Genomic DNA, 21,882 nt, shown 5'->3' with positions numbered 1-21,882 from the left:
ATGCGATTATGCGACCGTGATATTATTCAGTGGCTGGATGAAGGTAAATTAGTCATTGAACCCCGCCCGCCCGTCGAGCGAATTAACGGCGCAACAGCAGATGTTTGCTTAGGAAATCAATTTCGTGTTTTCCAAGGTCATACTGCTGCTTATATTGATTTGAGTGGCCCTAAGGCTGAAGTGAACGCTGCGCTAGAACGTGTAATGAGTGATGAAATTGTGTTACCTGAAGGTGAAGCATTTTTCTTACATCCGGGTGAATTAGCGTTAGCGGTGACACTTGAGTCAGTCACTTTGCCTGATAATGTTGTTGGATGGTTAGATGGACGCTCATCATTAGCCCGTTTAGGTTTAATGGTACATGTTACCGCACATCGTATTGATCCCGGCTGGCATGGACAAATCGTATTAGAATTTTTTAATTCAGGTAAACTTCCTCTCGCATTAAGACCAGGTATGGTTATTGGTGCATTAAGCTTTGAACCTATGTCTGGTTCTGCTGATAGACCTTATAATCGTCGTCAAGATGCAAAATATAAAAATCAACAAGGTGCTGTTGGTAGTCGGATTAGTGAAGATTAACTATCTTTATAATCATCATTATCATGTTCACTAAGCGGGTAATTATATGAAAAGGTTTTTGACAACACTGGCTATCTTGCTTGTGGTTATTTTGGCAGGCTTAACAGCGTTAGTTTTACTCATTAACCCGAATGATTTCCGTGGATACCTTGTTGAAAGGGTCGAAAAACAAAGCGGTTATAAACTCACATTACAAGATGATATGCGTTGGCATGTGTGGCCAAAGTTAAGCATTATCAGTGGTAAAATGTCATTGACAGCACCAGGTGCTGAAATGCCTTTTATTACTGCCGATAATATGCGTCTTGATGTTGAGTTATTACCGCTACTTTCTCATCAACTTGAAGTAAAAGAAGTCATGCTTAAAGGTGCCGTAGTTCGCCAAACACCTGAAAGTAAAGCTATTCCTAAAATATCACCACCTTCTACTCCTCGAGATATTTCTCACCCAGTTGTCGAACCTAGAGCCAATAATTGGCAGTTGAATATCGCCAAAGTAAAAATTTCAGACAGCTTAATTATTTGGCAAATGAAAGACGGTGAGCAACTTAATTTACGTGATATTGATTTATCGTTGAAAACAGACGAGAAAAAACAAGTTAGTCTTGAAATGAGCACGAAAGTGAATCGTGACCGTCGTGAGATCACGCTAAATGTTGCTGCTGATGTGGATATGAACAGCTATCCTTACCAAGTTACGGGTAAGATCACACAGTTAGATTACGCTTTATCAGGAGTCGAGATCCCTGAAAATGGAATTGTAGGAAGTTTAACTTCAGATTTTACGATCCAAAATGAGGGCATAAGAAAAGTTTCACTTGAGAACTTAAATCTCACAGCTAATGATAGTCAATTGCAAGGTAATATCAGTGCAGAATTTGCAGATGCTACTCGCTATCAAGTTGATTTAAAGAGTGAAATGCTAAATTTAAATACTTTATTGCCAGAATTAGCAACAGCTAACGTATCAGAAAATGCGTTATTAGTGCCAACGACTGATAATCATATACCTCCTTCATTTTCATTATTTAGTACAGCCCATGCGGCACCCGCACCGAATGCCACCATTATGGCAAAACCGGTTATTACTTCAGTTACCATTGAAAATAAAGAATATGATCTAACGAGTTGGGGGGATATTGAATTTACACTGAAATTAGCCCTGAATAAGCTTCTCTATAAAGATTTAGAGATTAATAATTTTAAACTTGATGCATTAAATAACCCTAATTCACTGAATATTCAAACCTTAACAGGGCAAATCCTTCAAGGTGATTTTTCACTGCCAACGGTTATCTCAACAAGCATTGTGCCAGCGCATATCAGCATGGATATCACAATGAACAATATTCCATTAGAGCCACTATTGCGTGTCTTTAATCAACCTGAAAATTTCAGTGGATTAATTTCAGCAAAAGGGAATTTAGAAGGAACGGGATATAACCGAAAAGCTTTTTATCGTTATTGGCAAGGTACACTTAATACCTCTGTTACCCAATTTAAAATGCAGGGATTTAATGTACCACAGGTTATTCAGCAATCAGTCGCTCAAGCGACGGATAAAGTGATTTACCCTGAAGATATTGAAAGTTATACCCAAGCAGATAATGTGATTGCCCAATTTAAGTTAGCGCCAAAAGGAAAAGTAACCGTTAATTCACTTGATGCTCAAGCAGAGGCTTATCAAATTAAAGGGCAGGGCAAAGTGGATCTTCAACGCCATGATCTTGATGTGATGTTACTTGTTAATATCAAAAAAGGTTGGGGTAAAGAAAATGAATTTATCCGTCAATTGGCTAAAATTGAAATTCCATTAAGACTCTATGGTGATTGGAATGCTATTCAATATGAACTTAATATTGAAAAATTATTGCGCGATCAATTACAGCAAAAAGCCAAGCAAGCTATCGATAATTGGCTAAATAAACAAGATGCCGAAAGCCCTGAAGTAAAAGCACTTAATCAGCTATTGAAGAAAATCTAGTTTCACGATTTTTAACTTCATCACATTCTTAATAAAAGCACACTATTTTGATAATTGTGTGCTTTTTGCTTTATATCTATCATTTAATTTATGTTTTGAATAAAAAGTAAGCATTCGTGCTATGTATATGTAAAAAAATAGTCGTTTTTTTTGATATATGTCATACACTGCAACGTTGCCTTTGGGCAGAGTGTGTCAATCGCACTAAACGCAAAAATGATGATAAAAATAAAAAACTTCATTTTATAAATGACTATTTTAGACAGGATAAATAAATGATCGAAATTCTTATCGGCGCCTTCGTTGCCGTAGGTGTTGGACGTTATATCGTAAAAGGCTATTCAGCAACAGGTGTCTTAATGACGGGTGGTCTGTTATTACTGATCATCAGCGTAATTATGGGAAGGGCTGTTTTACCTGCGAGTGCGACTGCAACAGGCTATGGCTTAATTGATATTGTCGAGTATGTGAAAAATCTACTAATGAGCCGTGGTGGCGATTTAGGTATGATGATCATGATACTTTGTGGTTTCGCTGCTTATATGACGCACATTGGCGCTAATGATGTTGTTGTAAAATTAGCATCACGCCCACTGAAAATGATTAACTCACCTTATCTGCTGATGGTTGCGGCTTACATTGTTGCATGTTTGATGTCACTGGCTGTTTCATCAGCAACAGGTTTAGGTGTGTTATTAATGGCAACGCTGTTCCCTGTTATGGTGAATATGGGAATTAGCCGCGGAGCTGCTGCTGCAATCTGTGCGTCTCCAGCTTCTATTATCTTAGCACCAACATCAGGTGATGTTATTTTAGCTGCTGAAGCATCTCAAATGCCGCTGATTGATTTCGCATTTAAAACCACATTGCCTATTTCTATTGCTGCAATTATGGGTATGTGTATCGCTCACTTCTTCTGGCAGCGTTATCTTGACCGTAAAGAGCATATCGAAACAGAAATGTTAGACGTGAATGAGATCAAAACTCACGCACCAAGTTTCTATGCAATTTTGCCTTTCACGCCAATTATCGGTGTTCTCGTTTTTGATGGTAAATGGTTACCAGAACTTCATATTGTTGCCATTATTATTATCTGTATGATTTTAGCGGCTGTTATCGAATTTATTCGTAGTTTCAGTGCAAAACAAGTTTTTGAAGGCTTAGAAGTGGCTTACCGTGGTATGGCAGATGCATTTGCACAAGTTGTGATGTTATTAGTCGCTGCTGGGGTATTCGCTCAAGGTTTAACAACCGTTGGCTTTATCAATGCGCTAATTGAAGGTGCTCAGTCATTAGGCTCAGGTGCCATTGTGATGATGATTGCACTGGTATTAATTACCATGTTAGCGGCAATGACCACAGGCTCTGGTAATGCGCCATTCTATGCATTCGTTGAGTTAATTCCTCGTTTAGCAAGCAATATGGGTGTTAACCCAGCTTATTTAACCATCCCAATGTTACAAGCTTCAAACCTAGGTCGTACATTATCACCAGTTTCTGGTGTTGTCGTTGCCGTATCGGGTATGGCAAAAATTTCACCTTTTGAAGTGATGAAGCGTGTTTCTGTACCCGTATTAGTAGGGCTGGTTATTGTTATTGTTGCAACTGAAATTCTTGTACCAAGTACATTAGGTTAATTATTAACTCATTGAATTAATAATAAATTATTATTTTAAATTTTATTGGCGGGCTTTGTGTGAAAACAAAGCTCGTTTTTTATGGTACATAAAATGCAGATAAAAAATATCCGCCTTAAAGGCGGATATTTTGCTATTTTGACAGGGATTACGCTTCGTCAACGTTTTCTTCGTCTTCTGGTGTAGGTTCAACAATTCGAACTTTATTAATTCGATGGTTGTTCACTTCTAACGGCTCAAATTCAATGCCATCAATAAGGATCTTCTCACCAACAGTTGGAACACGTTGTAAATGCTCCATTAATAAGCCTGCTAAGGTTTCATACTCACGTTTTTCATCCAGTTTGATTGGAATATAAAGCACTAAGTCTTCAAGTGGTGTAAAACCGTTTACAGTCCATGAACCGTCTTCGTTTTGAACCAAATCATGACGTGAATCGTTTTCTTCAGAACTGACAGGTAAGTTACCTGCAATAGTTTCCATAACGTCAGTCAGCGTCACGATCCCTTCTACTGAACCAAATTCATCTACAACAAAAGCGAAGTGAGTGTGAGCACTGCGGAACTGTTCTAACGCTTGCAGTAAAGATAAACCTTCAGGGAAAATCAAAGGTTGAGTGACCAATAAACGTAAGTTTAGAGGTTCATTACGCAACTGTTGATTCAGTAGTTGAATAACATTAACAACACCGACCGGTTCATCACCAGATTGTTCATCTGTGATCACTAGGCGAGAGTGAGGATCCTTTTCCAATAATTGGCGAATATCATCTTGTGTTGCATTTAAGTCTACGTATTCAACATCATGGCGAGACGTCATGATACTGTTAACATTACGTTGGCTTAAACCAAGCACACGTACAATCATTTGGCGTTCTTGAGGATCAAACACTTCTTCTGAACTGGAGACTAAATCAGATGTGTGAGGATCTAATTCAGAAGATTCAGGTTTACCATTAATAATACGTAGAACCGCTTCTGCTGTACGTTCACGCAAAGAGCGAGAAGCCGATAAGAAACGGCGACGGTTAAATTGTGCAAGCTGATTAAAGACTTCTATCATGATAGAGAAGCCAATCGCTGCATATAGGTAACCTTTTGGAATGGCGTAGCCAAAGCCTTCGGCAACTAATGCAAAACCAATCATCAGCAAGAAGCTTAAACACAAGATAACAATAGTTGGGTGGTTATTGACGAAATTTGTTAGAGGCTTACTTGCAAGGATCATCAAGAACATTGCAATAGTAACAGCCGCAATCATAACACCTAAATGATCAACCATACCCACAGCGGTTATCACTGAGTCAAGCGAGAATACCGCATCCAGCACGATAATTTGTGCAACGACAGACCAAAAGCTGGTCGTTTTGCGTTGTTTCCCTTCGTTGTGATCTTTACCTTCTAGCCGTTCATTAAGCTCCATTGTGGCTTTGAACAGCAAGAATATCCCTCCGAGAAGCATGATCAAGTCTCTTGCACTGAAAGGATGATCAAACAGTGTAATAAGAGGTTTTGTCAGAGTGATAAGCCAAGAGAGACTAAATAACAACACAATTCGCATAACAAGGGCACACAATAAGCCTGTTATACGTGCTTTATCTCTTAGTTTTGCTGGGAGTTTATCTGCCAGAATAGCAATGAAAACAAGGTTATCAATACCAAGTACGATTTCGAGAACAATTAAGGTGGAGAGTCCTACCCAGATTGTCGGATCTAAGATCCATTCCATACAGTTTGTTTTACCTTCTATAAAGACGGCATATGCCGACTTGAGAATAATGAGCAATTTGAAGGAATTTTTCAATAAATTATTATCAGTAACAGGGGAATAATTTCATTTTGTCTAAAAGATTGTGATACCAATTACATCAATAACTACCACCAAGTGAGAGAGTGAGTTACTATGTGATCAGGTTAACAAATTGTCAGTACATTGATACTGGCAGGTTTATTTTCAGACGGGAGTTATTTTCATGTCCAAACAGCAAATCGGCGTGGTTGGTATGGCAGTTATGGGACGTAACCTTGCGCTAAATATTGAAAGCCGTGGTTATTCTGTATCTATTTACAACCGCTCAAGCGATAAAACCAACGAAGTTATCGCTGAAAATCCAGGTAAAAAACTGGTTCCGAATTATTCTATTGAAGAGTTTGTTGATTCGTTAGAAAAACCGCGCCGTATTTTATTAATGGTAAAAGCGGGTGAAGCAACGGATAAAACAATTGCTGCATTGACACCGCATTTAGATAAAGGCGATATCCTTATCGATGGCGGAAATACTTTCTTTAAAGATACTATTCGTCGTAACCGTGAATTATCAGCGCAAGGCTTTAACTTCATCGGTACAGGTGTTTCTGGTGGTGAAGAAGGTGCATTAAAAGGCCCTTCAATCATGCCTGGCGGACAAAAAGAAGCTTACGAATTAGTTGCTCCTATCCTTGAAAAAATTGCGGCTGTTGCTGAAGGTGAACCTTGTGTAACTTATATCGGTGCTGATGGTGCGGGTCACTATGTGAAAATGGTTCATAACGGTATCGAATATGGCGATATGCAGCTGATTGCAGAGGCGTATTCAGTATTAAAACACTCACTAGGCCTAACTAATGAAGAATTAGCAGAAACCTTCACCGAGTGGAATAAAGGTGAATTAAGCAGCTATCTAATTGAAATTACAGCTGATATCTTCCGTAAAAAAGATGACGAAGGTAAATATCTTGTAGATGTTATTCTTGATGAAGCGGCAAATAAAGGTACAGGTAAATGGACTAGCCAAAGTTCTTTAGACTTAGGTGTGCCAGTTACTCTTATCACTGAGTCTGTGTTTGCTCGTTATATCTCTTCATTAAAAGATCAACGCGTTGCTGCATCTAAAGTATTATCAGGCCCAACACCTAAAGCATTCTCAGGTGATAAAAAAGCCTTTATTGAAAATGTTCGCCGTGCACTGTATTTAGGTAAAATTGTCTCTTATGCTCAAGGCTTCCAGCAACTGAAAGCAGCATCAGACGAATATAACTGGGATTTAAACTACGGTGAAATAGCGAAGATTTTCCGTGCGGGTTGTATCATCCGTGCTCAATTCCTGCAAAAAATTACAGATGCCTATAACGAAGATGCAAGTATTGCAAATCTGCTGTTAGCACCATACTTTAAACAAATCGCTGACGATTACCAACAAGCTCTGCGTGATGTTGTTTGTTATGGTGTACAAGCAGGTATTCCTACTCCAACATTCTCTGCGGCTATTTCTTACTACGATAGCTATCGTGCAGAAGTGTTACCAGCAAACTTAATCCAAGCTCAACGTGACTACTTTGGTGCGCATACTTATAAACGTACTGATAAAGATGGCGTATTCCATACCGAGTGGATGGAATAAATAAGATTAAATATTCGGTTATTTTAATCGAAATATAACAAATAAAAGGTGCTCAAATAGAGCACCTTTTTTATAGAAGTGACCCACCCTAAATAAGGTCGAGATTTTTCCAATCTATTGCTCAGAGCCTTTCACATAATGAGGTTCTTCATTTACATTATCAGAGACTAAATTATCATTAGCAAAGTCTTCTCTGGATATTTTGCCACTAAAAATATCATTCATTCTCTCTTTGTCTAATGCATTTTCCCAACGAGCGACAACAATGCAAGCACAAGCATTACCGACAATATTGGTCAATGCACGGCATTCTGACATAAAGCGATCTATACCTAAGATAAGCGCCATACCTGCGACTGGAACACTAGGTACAACCGATAGCGTTGCTGCTAAGGTAATAAAGCCCGCGCCAGTGACACCCGCTGCACCTTTTGAGCTGATCATGGCAACAAACAGTAACGTAATTTGTTCTGTTAACGACAAATCAACGCCTGTTGCTTGAGCGATAAATAAAGCTGCCATAGTCATATAGATATTGGTGCCATCTAAATTAAAGGAATAACCTGTAGGAATAACTAAACCCACGACAGATTTTTTACAGCCCAGTTGCTCCATTTTACTCATTAATGTGGGGAGTGCAGCTTCAGATGAAGAGGTACCTAATACTAACCATAACTCGTCTTTAATGTATTTAATTAAAGAGAGAATGGAGAAGCCGTTATATTTGGCAACAGCACCTAATACCACGAGAACAAAAAGTAATGCAGTAAGATAAAAAGTAATCACTAACAACATTAAATTGCCAATAGAAGAAATACCATATTTACCTATGGTAAAAGCCATGGCACCAAAGGCACCAATAGGTGCTAACTTCATTAGCATACCAACCATCTTAAAGATGGGGTCGCAAAGATGCTGTAAGAATTTTAATACAGGTTCACCCTGTGAGCCTATTGATGCTAATGCTAGACCAAAAATCACAGAAACAAACAATACTTGCAAGATATTGCCGTTAACTAATGGGCTAACGATAGTATCTGGGATGATATTCATTAGAAAACTAACAAGAGAAGAGCTGTGTGCTTGTGTGACATACATTTCTACTCGACTACTATCTAATGATTCAGGAGAGATATTTAAGCCATCACCAGGGCGAATAATATTAGCGGTTATTAATCCAATAACCAGCGCAATAGTTGAAAAGGTTAAGAAGTAAATCATTGATTTACCCGCTACTTTTCCTACTGTTTTCATATTGTTCATGCCAGCAATACCGGTGACGACGGTTAAGAAAATCACAGGTGCAATAATCATTTTGACGATTTTGATAAAACCATCACCTAGCGGTTTGAAGGATTCACCCACATCAGGATAAAAATGACCAAGCAAAATACCTAGAATGATAGCGATAATCACTTGGACATATAACACACGATAAAAGGGGAGCTTGCGGGATGAAATCTGCATAAAATTTCCCTGTAACTGAAAGATATTGACTAAATAAAAAAGAAATTATGATGTAAATTATTATTTACATTTATTTTGTTGTGACAGGTAACTTAAAGGTATGAGTAAATCAGGTCAATAAAATAAAGTTGATTTTATCAAATATTGTGCTCTTCATCTAAAAAATTAGATTTAATTTCAATTTATTACTATTTATGGAATTTATTTTTCTTAAATCAATAAGTTAATGAAATTATGGTTTGTTTTAATTTATTGTATTTATTTAATGATATGTATATTTGGCTTTATTTTTTGGTGAATAAAATAGTTTAAATGTAAAACAACATGAAAGGGAAGTGGTGAGAAAAGAAATGTGAGGCAATGGTTTGTTTTTATTGAATTATTTTGAAAATAAAAGAGCGCATAAGCGCTCTTTTATGGATTGTAGAAAATGATTTTTATTTTACTGGGATCTTAATTGAGTTATCAGACTCAATGTTAATAGGAGCTAATGGAGCATCTTCAACAAATTCGCTTGATGCTCTACCACTAAAGACATCATTCATTCTTTCTTTATCTAAGGCATTTTCCCAGCGAGCAACAACAATACAGGCACAAGCATTACCAACAAGATTGGTCAATGCGCGACACTCTGACATAAAGCGGTCAATCCCTAGAATTAATGCCATACCTGCAACGGGAACACTAGGTACAACGGATAAGGTTGCCGCTAAAGTAATAAAGCCAGCGCCAGTAACACCCGCAGCACCTTTTGAACTTATCATTGCGACTAAGAGTAGAGTGATTTGTTCTGTTAATGAAAGCTCAATACCTGTGGCTTGTGCAATAAATAGAGCAGCCATGGTCATATAGATGTTAGTACCATCTAAGTTAAAGGAGTAACCCGTTGGAATAACTAAGCCGACGACTGATTTTTTACAGCCTACATTTTCCATTTTACGCATTAAGCTAGGTAAAGCTGCTTCTGAAGAAGAAGTACCTAATACTAACCAAAGTTCATCTTTAATATATTTAATTAAAGAGAGAATAGAGAAGCCATTATATTTTGCAACAGCGCCTAACACGACAAGAACAAACAATAATGAAGTAATGTAGAAAGTCAGAACAAGCAATACTAAGTTACTGATTGATGAAATACCGTACTTTCCGATGGTAAAGGCCATGGCACCAAAAGCGCCGATAGGTGCTAATTTCATTAGCATACCGACCATTTTGAATACTGGCTCTGAGAAGTTTTGTAAGAACTTAAGAACTGGCTCGCCACGAGCCCCTATAGAGGCTAATGCGATACCAAAGACCACAGAAACAAACAGTACTTGCAGAATATTGCCGTTAACTAATGGGCTGACAACAGTATCAGGGATGATATTCATTAAGAAACCAACAATAGAAGAATCATGGGCTTTTGCGACATAACTTTCTACTTTGCTCGCATCTAATGAAGCAGGAGAGATATTTAAACCATCACCTGGGCGAATAACATTTGCAACGATTAACCCAATAATTAATGCAATCGTAGAGAAAGTCAGGAAGTAAGCCATGGATTTACCCGCAACTGTACCTACCGCTTTCATATTATTCATACCTGCAATACCCGTTACTACTGTTAAGAAGATAACAGGTGCGATGATCATTTTTACAATTTTGATAAATCCATCACCAAGTGGTTTAAAGGATTCACCCAAATCAGGGTAAAAATGCCCGAGCAAGATACCAAGTAAGATGGCAACGATAACTTGCACATAAAGCACTTTATAAAGCGGTTGTTTTTTAGTTGAAGTTTGCATGAAGATTTCCCTGCACCTATTGGTACATTGTTTATATATTTATTTGTATGTTAGAAAATAACTGAGTTGTAAATAGAATTTTACATTATTGTATTTTTATTGATGCTAACTTAAATGTACTACTAAATCAGGTCAATAAAATAAAATCTATTTAGTTAATTATTGAGTGCTGAATCGAAAAAAATAATTTAAATTTTCTGCTTGGTACATTTTATAGTGTTATAGCTAAGGTAATGTGGAATTTATGGGGGTTATTCTGACTTTTTGATTATTTTTGGTGTTAAGTGCTACTTGCGCTTTGGATTAGATTATCTAATATTACTTTTAAGTGTGTAAATATATACATACAGCAAGAATTGTTATCATACTAACAATTACCCTTGGCTAAATTTATCTCTAGGGTAATTGTTAAATATAAGTTAGCTATTTTTATTATTCGTTTTCTTCATCACGAATAAAAGAGATTAATTCAGGTTGTGCAATGCGTTTGTAATCTTGCGTATTCAGAATAATAGAACGCTCTAATGTGCCCGCATTAAAAGCTAGCTCATCAAAGCGTTCAAAAAGCAAAGGGTCAGCGACAAGCTTCAACGCAGGATGAAAACTAAAAGGGGGAATTGCACCAAATACGCATTGAGTAAGATCATCCACTTCTTTAGGGCTTGCCAGCGATGCTCTTGTTCCACCAATTTGGTGAGCGAGTTTTGACAGATCAGCCTGTTTATCGGCGGGTAATATTGCAAGAACATGTTGTTTAACGCCGTTACCTTTTATATGGCAAACAAGTCCTTTTGCTCCCTGTCCTAATTGTGTTCCTCTGATTTTTGCAACTTCTTCAGAACGACCTGCGGTAGGGTGTTCCATAACACGGTAAGTAGCGTGGTTTTTATCTAATAAAGCAGTAAGTTGCTCAAAAATAGTCAAAGACATCAATGACTCCTGAATTTAATAAGTTATTTCTTTGATGTCATTATACGACTTTAAAAAAAATATTCTGCTGTGATGTTCACGGCTGGTTTTGATTATTTTGATAAGCTTTTCAAATTATTTTGTTACAAATGATAATATGTTAATAGTATTATCCTATTGAATTAATAGGGTAATTGGGCTTCTTTATTTAATTACCTGTAATAAAATGATAAACAAATTGATATTTATTCATTATTTTGATGATGATCAATTTAAGAACAAAAAGAATAGAACATATTAAAACGTAGATTTAATTACTAAAAAGGAAGTCAATAATGGCAGTTTCAACATTCTATATCCCTTCTGTAAATAAAATTGGTGCTGGTTGCCTTGCTGATGCTGTAAATTCAATGAAAGACTTCGGTTTTCATAAAGCGTTGATCGTCACTGATAGCATTTTAAATCAACTAGGTGTTGTTGATAAAGTAAGTAAGTTACTGACAGAGGCTGGTATTTCTAGCGTTACTTATGATGGTACTGCACCGAACCCTACTGTTGAAAACGTAGAAGCGGGTTTAGCTCTGCTGAAAGAACATCAATGTGACTGTGTGATTTCTTTAGGTGGTGGTTCACCACATGATTGTGCTAAAGGTATCGCGTTAGTGGCTTCTAATGGTGGAAAAATTGCAGATTATGAAGGTGTTGACCGTTCAGCTAAACCGCAATTACCACTGATTTCAATTAATACCACAGCAGGTACAGCATCAGAAATGACACGTTTTTGTATCATCACAGATACTGCGCGTCATATCAAAATGGCTATCGTTGATAAAAACGTGACACCAATCTTATCTGTAAATGATTCAGAGTTAATGATTGGTATGCCAAAAGGTTTGACCGCTGCAACAGGTATGGATGCATTAACTCATGCTGTTGAAGCGTATGTTTCAATTGCTGCAAATCCAATCACTGATGCGTGTGCATTAAAAGCAGTTGCTATGATCAGCGAATCTTTACGTAAAGTTGTTGATAATGGTGGTGATGCAACAGCGCGTGAAAACATGGCTTATGCTCAATTCTTAGCAGGTATGGCATTTAATAACGCTTCTTTAGGTTATGTACATGCTATGGCTCACCAATTAGGTGGTTTCTATAACTTACCTCATGGTGTGTGTAATGCGGTTTTATTACCACATGTTCAAGCTTATAACATTCAAGCAGCAGCAGGTCGTTTAAAAGATATCGCACAAGCTATGGGTGTTGATGTTTCTGCAATGAGCGATGAGCAAGGCGCGAAAGCGTGTATCGAAGAAATTCGTAAAATGGCTAAAGATGTTGGTATTCCAGCTGGTCTGAAAGAATTAGGCGTGAAAGAAGAAGATTTCAAAACATTAGCTGAAAATGCGCTGAAAGACGCTTGTGCAATCACTAACCCAGTTCAGGGTTCTGAAAGTGATGTTATCGAGTTATTCCGCCAAGCAATGTAATGCTTAGAAAATAAAAAGCTAATTAAGCTATTACTTTTTATTTTTCTTAAAAATGAAGCCGATACTTTATTTTGTATCGGCTTTTTTCATCTTTATTAAGGTGATATCAATTACTCTGCTTTTTTATGGCGTTCTTGTAGGCAACCGATAACATCAGTGAGTGATAATGATTGGTCTTGCAGTAATACCATTAAGTGATAGAGCAAGTCTGAGGCTTCATTTTTTAGCTCTTCTCTGTCATTAACAGTTGCGGCCAGCGCTGTTTCTACACCTTCTTCGCCCACTTTTTGCGCTATTCGTTTTGTACCACTGGCATAAAGGCGGGCAGTATAAGAGCTATCTGGTGAGGCATTTTTACGTTCACGTAATAAATTTTCAAGCTCGTAGAGGAATCCCCACTGGCTTTGTGCAGGCGCAAAGCAACTCTCAGTGCCATTATGGCAAGTTGGGCCAATCGGATTGGCTAAAATAAGTAAAGTATCGTTATCACAGTCAGGATAAATATTGACTAATTTGAGAAAGTTGCCTGAGGTTTCACCTTTTGTCCATAAACGCTGTTTAGTGCGTGAATAGAAGGTAACATTCCCACTTTCTAGAGTGACATTTAATGCTTCTTTGTTCATGTAACCTAGCATTAATACATCACCTGAAATGGCATTTTGGATAACCACAGGCATGAGATTATCGACTTTTTTCCAATCTAGTTGCGCTAATGTTTCACTATTCATTATATTCTTACCTTAACGTCATTCTTTGCAAGATACTGTTTTAATTCGTTGATATTAATTATTTGTTTATGAAAAACAGAGGCTGCAAGAGCGCCATCAACATTGGCTAATTTAAATGCATCAAGAAAGTGTGACATTTCACCCGCACCGCCAGAGGCAATAAGAGGAACATCTGCAACTTGGCGTACTTGAGCTAATTGTTTCAAGTCATAACCTTGTCTGACACCATCTTGATTCATCATATTTAAAACAATTTCACCTGCACCTAATCGCTGAACTTCACGTACCCAATCAAGGGTTTTCCAGTGTGTTTGCTGAGTACGTTTTTCATCACCTGTGAATTGATAAACTAAATATTCACCTGTTTTTTCATCAAACCAAGTGTCAATACCCACAACAACACATTGCACACCATAACGTTCAGCAAGACGCGAAATAAGAGAGGGATCTGAAAGTGCAGGTGAATTAATTGATATTTTATCTGCACCAAAAGAGAGAATTTTCCCAGCATCTTCAATAGAGCGAATACCACCAGCAACACAAAATGGAATATCAATCACTTCAGCAACGCGCGACACCCAGCTTTTATCAACCACACGGCCATCAGAAGAGGCGGTAATATCGTAAAATACCAGTTCATCAGCGCCTTCTTTGGCATAGCGTTCAGCAAGAGGGACAATATCACCAATGATTTCATGATTACGAAATTGAACACCTTTAACGACTTGCCCATCACGAACATCAAGACAAGGAATTATGCGTTTTGCCAACATGATATCGCCTCTTTTAATGTAAATTTGCCTTCTAATAATGCTCTACCAACAATAATACCGGCAACACCAGATGCTGGAAGATCTGCGATATCTTGTAAATCACCAATACCGCCCGAAGCTTGGAATAAAATATCAGGGAAACGCTGGCTAATTTCTTTATACAGTTCAACGTTAGAACCTGCTAATGTGCCATCACGAGAAATGTCGGTACACAACACATGCTTTAAACCCACACTTTGATAAAGCTTGATGATATCTTCAAGAGTATAGGGAGAGTTCTCTTGCCACCCACTGACAGCTACCCACTTTTTGCCTTGTTTATCAATGCGAACATCGAGAGCTAATACAATGGCATCTGCACCATAGCGCTCAAACCATGTTTTCACCATTTCAGGCTGACTGACTGCGGTAGAGCCAATAACAACACGGCTTGCACCTGCTTCTAATAGTGATTTCACATCATCTTCAGTGCGAATACCTCCACCCACTTGTACAGGCACATTGACACAAGCAACAAGCTTTTTTAACAGTGGAATTTGGCGAGCAGACGGATCTTTTGCACCCGTTAAATCCACTAGGTGAAGTAGCTTTGCGCCATCTTTTTCATATTGTTGGTAGCGTGTCAGCGGATTATCATCATAATCACGCTGTTTTGCATAATCACCCTGATGAAGACGAACCACTTTCCCATCAATTAAATCTAATGCTGGAATAATCATAACGGGTTACATCTCCAAAAAATTCTTGATAAGTTGAGCACCCGCTTTCCCTGAACGTTCTGGGTGAAATTGCACTCCATAAAAATTATCTTTTTGAATTGCGCTACTAAAGCGAGAGCCGTATTCAGTTTCCGCAATCGTCGATTCATTGAGCGCTAGAGCGTAGCTATGAACAAAATAGAACCAAGCATTGTCATCAAGTGAACGAAAAAGAGGATGTCCTGGTTTTGCTAATACTTGGTTCCAACCCATATGGGGTAATGGTAAACCCGCTGTATCAAGCTTATCTATGGTGCCATCAACTAAACCTAATAAAGGAATATCTTTACCTTCTTCGCTTAGTGAAGCCAATATTTGCATACCTAAACAAATCCCTAAAACAGGTTGTGTTAAGGCTTTAATTAAAGGAATTAACTCACGAGCTTTGAGTTGTTCCATTGCCGCTCTAGCCGTTCCTACTCCGGGTAAAAACAGTTTATCCGCAGATAACACCACGTTTTTTTCATAGGACACAATTGGATCATAACCGAGTCGCTTAACGGCGTAAGCGACAGAGGCTAAATTGGCACAACCCGTATCAAGAATAACCACTTTCATCACAGAACACCTTTTGAGCTTGGTAACGTATTTCCTTCAACACGAATGGCTTGGCGCAATGTACGACCAAAGACTTTAAATAAGCTTTCAGCTTTGTGGTGATCGTTTTTGCCTTTTGATTTCAGGTGCAACGTGCAACCCATGGTGTAAGAGAGGGAACGGAAAAAGTGTTCAATCATCTCTGTACTTAAATCACCGACGCGTTGATATTTAAATTCGGCTTTGTACTCAAGGTGTGGACGACCAGAAATATCTAACGCACAACTTGCAAGGCACTCATCCATTGGTAATGTAAAACCAAAGCGAGCAATACCTCGCTTATCACCTAATGCTTCACGTAATGCTTCACCCAAAGCAAGACCGGTATCTTCCACTGTGTGGTGATCATCAATAACTAAATCACCTTTTACATTGATATTCATGCGAAAACCGCCGTGTGTGGCAATTTGATCAAGCATGTGATCAAAGAAACCAACACCAGTGCTGATCTGACTATCACCTTCGCGATCTAGCCAGATATCAATGGCGATTTGTGTCTCTTTTGTTTTTCGCTCAACGTGAGCGTAGCGATCTTTTTTCGTCAGTTGTTCTGTAATGCCCGCCCAATTGAGTTTATCGGCATTATAAAGCATGCCTTTGATACCCATATTTTCAGCTAGCTGAATATCAGTTTGTCTATCACCAATGACATAACTGTTATCTTTATCTAGTGCGCCATCAACTAAATACTGAGTAACAAGTCCTGTTTCTGGTTTGCGACAAGGGCAGTTGTCTTCAGGTTTATGAGGACAAATTAAAACATCATCAAATGAGATCCCTTGTGATGAAAAAATCTGCATCATTAAATTATGAGGAGGATCGAAATCTGCTTGAGGAAAACTTTCTGTGCCTAACCCATCCTGATTTGTGATCATAATGAGTTTATAACCTGCTTTTTGTAGCGCAGTCAGTGCGGGGATCACGCCGTTTTCAAAGGCAAGTTTATCGAGTCTATCAACTTGGTAATCTGTGGGTGGTTCCGTGATTAAAGTACCATCACGGTCGATAAAAAGAATTTTTTGGCTCATGGTTGAGATCCCTCAGTTGCGATTTTTTGTTGTTATCGTTTTTAATGTTTTATACGTTTGCAGTTTGAATATTTTTTATGGCATTAATCACGCTATCACATTCTTCTGCTGTACCGATAGAAATACGCAAACAGCCATTAAGCCCATATTGACGCTGTTGATCGCGTAAAATAATCCCTTGTTCCCATAAAGTACGGAAAACCAGATTAGCATCAGTGAATTTCACTAAAATATAGTTGGTTTCACTGTTATAAACCTGTTCTACATTAGGCAATTTTTTTAACCTATCAGATAAAATGCTTCTGTTACGTGTAATTTCTGCCACTCGCTTTTTCATTATCTCAATACTTGCTTCTGTTAATGCTTGCGCAGCAATATCGGCAACAGGTGTTGAAAGTGGGTACGGTGCGATCACCTTTAGTAATAATTCAATGACCGGCGGGTTGGCAAGCGTAAAGCCACAACGAAGCCCTGCTAAAGCAAAAGCTTTCGATAAGGTTCGCAAAATAACTAAATTCGGATAATCTTCAAGCCATGAAACAATTGACGCTTGTGGGCAAAATTCAATATAAGCTTCATCGACTGCAACAATCGCTTTGTCTTTCGCCAACGCTAATACATCCCGAATAAGAGAAGGATTAACAATATTTCCAGTTGGATTATTTGGGCTGCATAGGTAGATAAGTTTTACATTATCAAGCTGTGACGCTATTGCTTTAATATCAGGGCTCCAATCAGCAAGTGTAGGGACAACACGCTGCTCTATACCAAAGGTTTCAGCACTAACGCTATACATACCGTAAGTAGGAGGGCAATAAAGTACAGCATCTTTATCTGGCTCACAAAAAGCGCGAATAAGTAGTTCAATCGCTTCATCTGCACCACGGCTAACTAAGACTTGATTCGCATTCACACCTACGTATGCAGCATAACGATTGATCACATTAACAGGCTGGCATTCAGGGTAACGATTTAAGTTTTTTTCATTAAAAGTAAAGTCAGGCGCGATAGGGTATTCATTGGCATTTAACCACACAGAACCATTTCCGCCTAAGCGTCGAGCAGATTGATAAGGTGTTAATTCTCGTACATTTTTTCTTGCAAGTGTATTGATATCAAATTCAGTTTTCATCACTCTTTTTCCCCTGAGCTAAAGCGTTAACGCGAAGTGTGACAGCATTTTTGTGTGCGGTGAGTTGTTCTGCTTGCGCTAATATTTCAATAGTCTGTGCTAAATCAGATAAACCTTGTGCTGTGAGTTTCTGTACTGTCATACGTTTCATAAAATCAGCTAAGCCTAAGCTTGAGTAGGTTGCTGTATAGCCATAAGTCGGTAGAACGTGATTAGTACCAGAAGCATAATCTCCCGCAGATTCAGGCGACCAAGCACCAAGAAAAACAGATCCAGCGCTGGTAATGCTATCAACACGACTATCAGCATCATTAGTTTGAATAATTAAGTGTTCTGGACCATAGCTGTTACTAATTTCAATACACTGGTCGAGATCACGAGTAATAATGACGCGGCTTTCTGCAAGTGCTTGTTTAGCGATTTCAGCGCGGCTTAATAGCGCCAGTTGTGTTTCTGTTTCAGCAATAACGGCTTTAGCGAGTGTTTCATCAGGTGTTAATAATACAACTTGTGAATCAGGGCCGTGTTCAGCTTGTGAAAGTAAGTCAGCGGCAATAAATGCAGGATTTGCATCCGCATCAGCAATCACTAATACTTCAGAAGGGCCTGCTGGCATATCGATTGCAGCACCTTGTAGTGATTGACTTGCTTGGCGTTTGGCTTCAGTGACATAGGCATTACCAGGGCCAAAAATTTTATCAACCTTAGGAATAGATTCAGTACCAAATGCCATAGCTGCAATCGCCTGTGCACCACCTACTTGGAAAATTTCATCAATACCAATTTGTTGAGCAATATATAAAATTTCATCAGCAATAGGGGGCGGCGAGCAAAGAATAACTTTGCGACAACCCGCAATACGGGCGGGAATACCTAACATCATTACTGTTGAGAGTAATGGTGCCGAACCTCCCGGAATATAAAGCCCTACCGCATCAATGGGTCTGCTTACTTGTTGGCAAAATACACCCGGCTGAGTTTCCACGTTGATAGTGTTAGGAATTTGAGCCTCATGAAAGCGACGAATATTATTCATCGCCTGTGCTATTGCCTGTTTTATTTTGCTATCAAGTCTTGATGAGGCTGCATCAATTTGCGATTTTGACACCAAAACACTTTCCAGCGCTGCCTTATCGAATTTTTGGCTGAGTGCTTTAAGCGCTTTATCTCCATCATTGCGTACCTGTGAAATGATGCTAGCAACTTGTTCTGTAATTGAACCTGATGCAGAAATAGCAGGGCGAGTTAATAGCACTTGTTGCTGTTCTTTAGTGCATTTATTCCAGTAAGTTAATGTATTAAAACCCGTTTTCATCATTTCACCTTATTCCATCATTTTTTCAATTGGTAAAACAAGAATTGAACTTGCACCTAATGCTTTAAGTTTTTCCATTGTTTCCCAGAATAGGGTTTCGCTACTTACCATGTGCATTGCAACGCGATTTTGGTCACCTGCCAGAGGTAAAATAGTCGGTCTTTCAGCTCCCGGAAGTAATGCAATGACATCTTCAAGACAATCACTTGGTGCGTGTAACATAATGTATTTTGATTCTCGAGCTTGAATAACGCCTTGAATACGCGTTAATAAGCGGTCGATAAGTGCTTGTTTATCGGTTTCCATGTCACCATCGCGTTGGATCAAACAGGCTTTTGAGCGATAAATCACTTCGACTTCTTTTAAACCGTTGGCTTCTAATGTTGCACCAGTAGAAACTAAGTCGCAGATAGAGTCAGCAAGACCTGCACGAGGGGCGACTTCAACAGAGCCATTTAATAAACAGGATTTAAACTTGATGCCTTTTTGGTCTAAATAGCGTTTGAGCAGATTTGGATAGGAGGTCGCGATACGAGTATTATTTAAGCATTCCACACCTTGATAATCGAAATCAACAGGGGTTGCGAGAGATAAGCGACAGCCACCGAAATCAAGACGACGTAGTGTCAGATAATTTGGGTTTTCACCTTGTGAACGACGCTTTAATAGCTCTTCTTCTAAAACGTTTTCACCAATGATCCCTAAATCAACAACGCCATCCATTACCAATCCTGGAATATCGTCATCTCTAACACGCAAAATATCGATTGGCATATTTTCAGCGTAAGCAATCAGGCGCTGTTGATTTAAGTTAATTTTGATGCCACAACGTGCTAAAAGAGCACGAGAATCATCGCTTAAACGTCCTGATTTTTGCATTGCGATCCTTAATCTTGCTTTATCTAACATATTATTACCCTATCATTGTCCATATTTTTGTTATGAAAATTAGCTATAAAAAAACCCCGGAAGTTGCCTTCCGGGGTTTTAGTTGTTATCTGCATTCAGACCACCGGAAGCGTTTCTTAAACGTCTTCCAGCACTCATCGCCTGAAAGACTAGTCAGGGTGATGGTGATGATGGTGGTTTAGTTGAATGCTATACATAATTATTTTCCTAGCTAATAACACTATTTGTTATTTAATAATGCCCGTTACTGTTAATCTGTATTTAGTAACCAATATTTAGTAACCAATATTGAGTAACCAATATTGAGTAACCAATATTGAGTAACCTGCATTTAGAATTTGTCTGCCTTTCAACCTACATGATTTACAAAGCAGAAAGCAACCTATTTTTTAATAATAATTTAATTATTTTGTAACCTTTTGTTTTTAATGTAATTTTAATATTTCTCTTATTTACTTAATGGAACAAGTAGGCGAGTATATAGGGAGATGCTAAACGTTCACGAAATATAAGTAGTATTTATAAGTAATGGCGAAACTAAAATTTTATAGCATACTTTGACTAAGCCATTTAAGTAGGGGAGCAAAATGAAACGAATAACCATCGTAGGATTAGGTTGGTTAGGTTTACCACTTGCCGTTGCGTTGCGTGATGCAGGCTATCAAGTTAAAGGGACTAAAACCACTGAAGATGGTGTAGAAGCAGCAAGAATGAGTGGCATTGACTGCTGTTTAGTGAATTTAACACCCGCAATTGAATGTGATAGAGATGATTTTGATTACTTAATGGAAACTGACGTTCTCATTATCACGTTACCACCCAGTGCTGCTGGTGGAGGTTATGATTATGTTGAAGCCATTCAGACGCTGGTGGATAGCGCAATGTCTCGCCATGTTACGAGAGTCATTTACATTAGCTCTACTTCTGTATATGGCAATCAAACAGGTAATATCACGGAAGAAATGGATATTCGACCAGAAACACAATCAGCAAAAATGTTAGCAGAAGTTGAGAACTGGCTACACCGTTTACCGTTGACTACAGTTGATATTCTTCGATTAGCAGGATTAGTCGGGCCGGGTCGTCATGCAGGACGTTTTTTATCAGGTAAAAAACAGGTAAAAGGCGCTCATCAATGCGTTAACTTAGTCCACTTAGACGATGTGATTTTTGCAGTCGAACAACTTCTTGCGCAGAATGAAGGTGGTCATTTATATAATTTATGTGCTCCAATTCACCCTAAAAAGAAAGAATTTTACTCAAGAGTGTCGAATCAACTCGATCTTATTCCGCCAGAATTTGTTGAAGAAGAGAAGCCTTTAATACGAGAAATTGATGGTCAGGAGATCTGTCGAGATCTTGGATTTCATTACCATTATCCAGATCCCGACAAAATGCCAATGAATTAA

General features: G+C 38.4%; 18 protein-coding genes and 1 other annotated feature. Of the genes, 6 read left to right on the top strand and 12 right to left on the bottom strand.

The window, feature by feature from the left end; translation table 11 throughout:
- The 3 genes from dcd (at window position 1) to dcuC (ending at window position 4,203) form a co-directional block, all read left to right on the top strand.
- Entirely contained in the window at window positions 1–582 is a 582-nt protein-coding gene (dcd, locus tag ABN212_RS09850; protein WP_006537532.1) for a dCTP deaminase, read from the top strand.
- Window positions 583–628: 46 nt separating this feature from the next.
- Window positions 629–2,566, top strand: a complete 1,938-nt coding sequence (gene asmA / locus ABN212_RS09845) for an outer membrane assembly protein AsmA (RefSeq protein ID WP_198620468.1) — start codon at window positions 629–631, stop codon at window positions 2,564–2,566.
- A 275-nt stretch (window positions 2,567–2,841) separates the two neighbouring features.
- Window positions 2,842–4,203: an anaerobic C4-dicarboxylate transporter DcuC gene (gene dcuC / locus ABN212_RS09840; protein WP_198620469.1), complete on the top strand. Its 1,362-nt coding sequence runs from the start codon at window positions 2,842–2,844 to the stop codon at window positions 4,201–4,203.
- Between the two features lie 148 nt (window positions 4,204–4,351).
- Here the strand turns inward: dcuC and ABN212_RS09835 are convergent, their stop codons facing one another.
- A complete protein-coding gene (locus tag ABN212_RS09835; protein ID WP_109373472.1) occupies window positions 4,352–5,932 on the bottom strand; it encodes a TerC family protein in 1,581 nt (526 codons plus the stop codon).
- A gap of 244 nt (window positions 5,933–6,176) precedes the next feature.
- On the opposite strand from ABN212_RS09835, the gene gndA reads away from it, so the two are divergent.
- A complete protein-coding gene (gene gndA, locus ABN212_RS09830; protein ID WP_023581264.1) occupies window positions 6,177–7,583 on the top strand; it encodes an NADP-dependent phosphogluconate dehydrogenase in 1,407 nt (468 codons plus the stop codon).
- A 114-nt stretch (window positions 7,584–7,697) separates the two neighbouring features.
- Here gndA and ABN212_RS09825 read toward each other — a convergent pair whose 3' ends face one another.
- The 3 genes from ABN212_RS09825 to ABN212_RS09815 all read right to left on the bottom strand — a co-directional run bounded on the left by ABN212_RS09825 (window position 7,698) and on the right by ABN212_RS09815 (window position 11,767).
- Complete coding sequence (locus tag ABN212_RS09825) at window positions 7,698–9,050, bottom strand: dicarboxylate/amino acid:cation symporter (RefSeq protein WP_198620470.1); 1,353 nt, start codon at window positions 9,048–9,050, stop codon at window positions 7,698–7,700.
- Window positions 9,051–9,487: 437 nt separating this feature from the next.
- A complete protein-coding gene (locus tag ABN212_RS09820) occupies window positions 9,488–10,837 on the bottom strand; it encodes a dicarboxylate/amino acid:cation symporter (RefSeq protein ID WP_198629727.1) in 1,350 nt (449 codons plus the stop codon).
- A 432-nt stretch (window positions 10,838–11,269) separates the two neighbouring features.
- Entirely contained in the window at window positions 11,270–11,767 is a 498-nt protein-coding gene (locus tag ABN212_RS09815) for a YbaK/prolyl-tRNA synthetase associated domain-containing protein (protein WP_100159528.1), read from the bottom strand.
- 314 nt (window positions 11,768–12,081) lie between these two features.
- Between ABN212_RS09815 and yiaY the strand changes: the two genes are divergently transcribed.
- The gene (gene yiaY, locus ABN212_RS09810; protein WP_198620472.1) at window positions 12,082–13,233 is read left to right on the top strand and encodes an L-threonine dehydrogenase; all 1,152 of its coding nucleotides are present in this window, start codon (window positions 12,082–12,084) and stop codon (window positions 13,231–13,233) included.
- A gap of 110 nt (window positions 13,234–13,343) precedes the next feature.
- On the opposite strand, the gene hisIE is transcribed toward yiaY, so the two are convergent.
- The 8 genes from hisIE to hisG are packed head-to-tail and all read right to left on the bottom strand — an operon-like array spanning window position 13,344 to window position 20,473.
- Window positions 13,344–13,961 (bottom strand): bifunctional phosphoribosyl-AMP cyclohydrolase/phosphoribosyl-ATP diphosphatase HisIE, encoded by a 618-nt coding sequence (hisIE, locus tag ABN212_RS09805; RefSeq protein ID WP_198620473.1) that lies wholly within the window; start codon window positions 13,959–13,961, stop codon window positions 13,344–13,346.
- Complete coding sequence (gene hisF / locus ABN212_RS09800) at window positions 13,961–14,734, bottom strand: imidazole glycerol phosphate synthase subunit HisF (RefSeq protein WP_109373478.1); 774 nt, start codon at window positions 14,732–14,734, stop codon at window positions 13,961–13,963. Before hisF ends, hisIE begins: the two co-directional genes overlap by 1 nt.
- On the bottom strand, window positions 14,716–15,453 hold the full coding sequence (hisA, locus tag ABN212_RS09795; RefSeq protein WP_198620474.1) for a 1-(5-phosphoribosyl)-5-[(5-phosphoribosylamino)methylideneamino]imidazole-4-carboxamide isomerase: 738 nt from the start codon (window positions 15,451–15,453) through the stop codon (window positions 14,716–14,718). The genes hisF and hisA overlap by 19 nt, the downstream gene beginning before the upstream one ends.
- 6 nt (window positions 15,454–15,459) lie before the next feature.
- Window positions 15,460–16,050, bottom strand: coding sequence for an imidazole glycerol phosphate synthase subunit HisH (gene hisH / locus ABN212_RS09790; protein ID WP_109373480.1), 591 nt, complete (start codon window positions 16,048–16,050; stop codon window positions 15,460–15,462).
- The gene (hisB, locus tag ABN212_RS09785) at window positions 16,050–17,117 is read right to left on the bottom strand and encodes a bifunctional histidinol-phosphatase/imidazoleglycerol-phosphate dehydratase HisB (RefSeq protein WP_198620475.1); all 1,068 of its coding nucleotides are present in this window, start codon (window positions 17,115–17,117) and stop codon (window positions 16,050–16,052) included. The genes hisH and hisB overlap by 1 nt, the downstream gene beginning before the upstream one ends.
- Window positions 17,118–17,166: 49 nt before the next feature.
- On the bottom strand, window positions 17,167–18,249 hold the full coding sequence (gene hisC / locus ABN212_RS09780) for a histidinol-phosphate transaminase (protein WP_198632263.1): 1,083 nt from the start codon (window positions 18,247–18,249) through the stop codon (window positions 17,167–17,169).
- Window positions 18,239–19,567: a histidinol dehydrogenase gene (gene hisD, locus ABN212_RS09775; protein WP_349443166.1), complete on the bottom strand. Its 1,329-nt coding sequence runs from the start codon at window positions 19,565–19,567 to the stop codon at window positions 18,239–18,241. The genes hisC and hisD overlap by 11 nt, the downstream gene beginning before the upstream one ends.
- Window positions 19,568–19,573: 6 nt before the next feature.
- Complete coding sequence (gene hisG / locus ABN212_RS09770) at window positions 19,574–20,473, bottom strand: ATP phosphoribosyltransferase (protein ID WP_109373484.1); 900 nt, start codon at window positions 20,471–20,473, stop codon at window positions 19,574–19,576.
- A gap of 44 nt (window positions 20,474–20,517) precedes the next feature.
- Window positions 20,518–20,647, bottom strand: a sequence feature (His leader region).
- A gap of 413 nt (window positions 20,648–21,060) precedes the next feature.
- Between hisG and ABN212_RS09765 the strand changes: the two genes are divergently transcribed.
- Window positions 21,061–21,882: an SDR family oxidoreductase gene (locus ABN212_RS09765; protein ID WP_109373485.1), complete on the top strand. Its 822-nt coding sequence runs from the start codon at window positions 21,061–21,063 to the stop codon at window positions 21,880–21,882.

Source organism: Proteus genomosp. 6 (assembly GCF_040139785.1).
Classification (GTDB): Bacteria; Pseudomonadota; Gammaproteobacteria; order Enterobacterales; family Enterobacteriaceae; genus Proteus.
This window is presented reverse-complemented; position numbering and strand designations above follow the sequence as displayed.